General features: G+C 42.6%; 2 protein-coding genes. Both read right to left on the bottom strand.

The annotated features are described in order from the left end of the window. Positions 1 to 46 precede the first annotated feature (46 nt). Positions 47 to 367: a putative signal transducing protein gene (locus tag R7070_RS25660; RefSeq protein ID WP_005483105.1), complete on the bottom strand. Its 321-nt coding sequence runs from the start codon at positions 365 to 367 to the stop codon at positions 47 to 49. Beyond that, positions 367 to 1,059: a TVP38/TMEM64 family protein gene (locus tag R7070_RS25655; protein ID WP_015296481.1), complete on the bottom strand. Its 693-nt coding sequence runs from the start codon at positions 1,057 to 1,059 to the stop codon at positions 367 to 369. Before R7070_RS25655 ends, R7070_RS25660 begins: the two co-directional genes overlap by 1 nt. Between the last annotated feature and the right edge of the window lie 177 nt (positions 1,060 to 1,236).

The raw sequence follows: 1,236 nt of genomic DNA, 5'->3' as shown, positions 1-1,236 counted from the left end.
CCTAGCCATCAATATAGACACCTGAAATGCGAGAATAGGGGAACGATCATGGCTCCCCAATTTGATATCCACATTGCCAACACGCACCAAACTGTCCTTCGTTGTGTTCAAGACAATGAGGACATTGCCAGTCTTCATATATGTTGCTTTGTGACTGCTGCCTAAATGCTTCAATAATTGAGTGAGCTTTCAATTGTTGTTCTGGATCTAATAGCCAAACATAAGGATCAGTATCATCGCCAAAAGGAAGCTCACCTTTCAGACCAAAAAGTCCTTCTCCACGCACCTCACAGCATATATCTTCAGTTTTTAATAGTTCACATACGATGTGCGCTTCTGCTGGATTTTTCGCGATAAAGATTTTCATCAAATACTGCCATTTGGCTGAGTAGGGGTTGGCTTGACCTTATTCATAACCCATTTTACGAGTATTGGAAACAGCCCCAGCAAAGCAAAAGATGCTAATACAGTCGGGGATACGATACCAGAAAGGCTATCAATGGTTGCTAACTGAGTACCAGCGTTAAGGTAAACGGCAGTACCAGGGAGCATGCCTATTTGACTGGTTAAATAAAAGCGCGCAATGCTCATAGGTGTTAATCCCATCAGTAGGTTGATGAGGAAAAATGGGAACACTGGAATTAAGCGCAAAGAAAACAGATAAAACGCGCCATCCTTTTTTACTCCTTGGTTAATCGCAACAAGCTTTTCCCCAAATCTCGATTGAACCCAATCCCTAAGCAAATATCGGCTACTCAAAAAAGCTAAGGTCGCACCGATCGTACTGGCAAAAGAAACTAAAAGTAAGCTAAACCAAAACCCAAACAAAGCTGCGCCTAGCAAAGTAACCACTGCTGCTCCGGGAATAGAAAATGCGGTAATCGCAACATACGCTAAAAAATACACCGTGGCGGCATAGACGATGTTGGCTTCGATGAATGAATTGAGCGCTTCTTGCTGCGCTTTTGCGTTTTCAAGCGTTAGATATTGACCAAAATTAGCGCCTAACAAAAGAATGGTGGCAACAAGTATCAGTCCAAAGATAAGTTTTTTATTCATGTGTGCTCCGTTTCTATATCTAGGCTACCGCTTAAAGTATGCGTATTTCGGTGATTGCGATCGCTCGTTTCGGTTTATTCCGATCACCTGATCCTGCCGTTTTTCTCTCTTCCTATTTTTACTCTAAGTGATCGGATTGCGCCAGTTTTCTCATTGACTCACCGCCCAGTTCTATTC

The sequence above is a fragment of the Vibrio sp. 1557 genome, assembly GCF_033340175.1.
GTDB lineage: Bacteria > Pseudomonadota > Gammaproteobacteria > Enterobacterales > Vibrionaceae > Vibrio > Vibrio alginolyticus.
The sequence above is the reverse complement of the archived record's forward strand: the minus strand, read 5'-3'. Positions and strand labels throughout refer to the sequence as shown.

Excerpts from the sequence above, each read along its gene's own strand:
- R7070_RS25660 (WP_005483105.1), bottom strand. The coding sequence starts at position 367 with ATGAAAATCTTTATCGCGAAAAATCCAGCAGAAGCGCACATCGTATGT.
- R7070_RS25655 (WP_015296481.1), bottom strand. The coding sequence starts at position 1,059 with ATGAATAAAAAACTTATCTTTGGACTGATACTTGTTGCCACCATTCTT.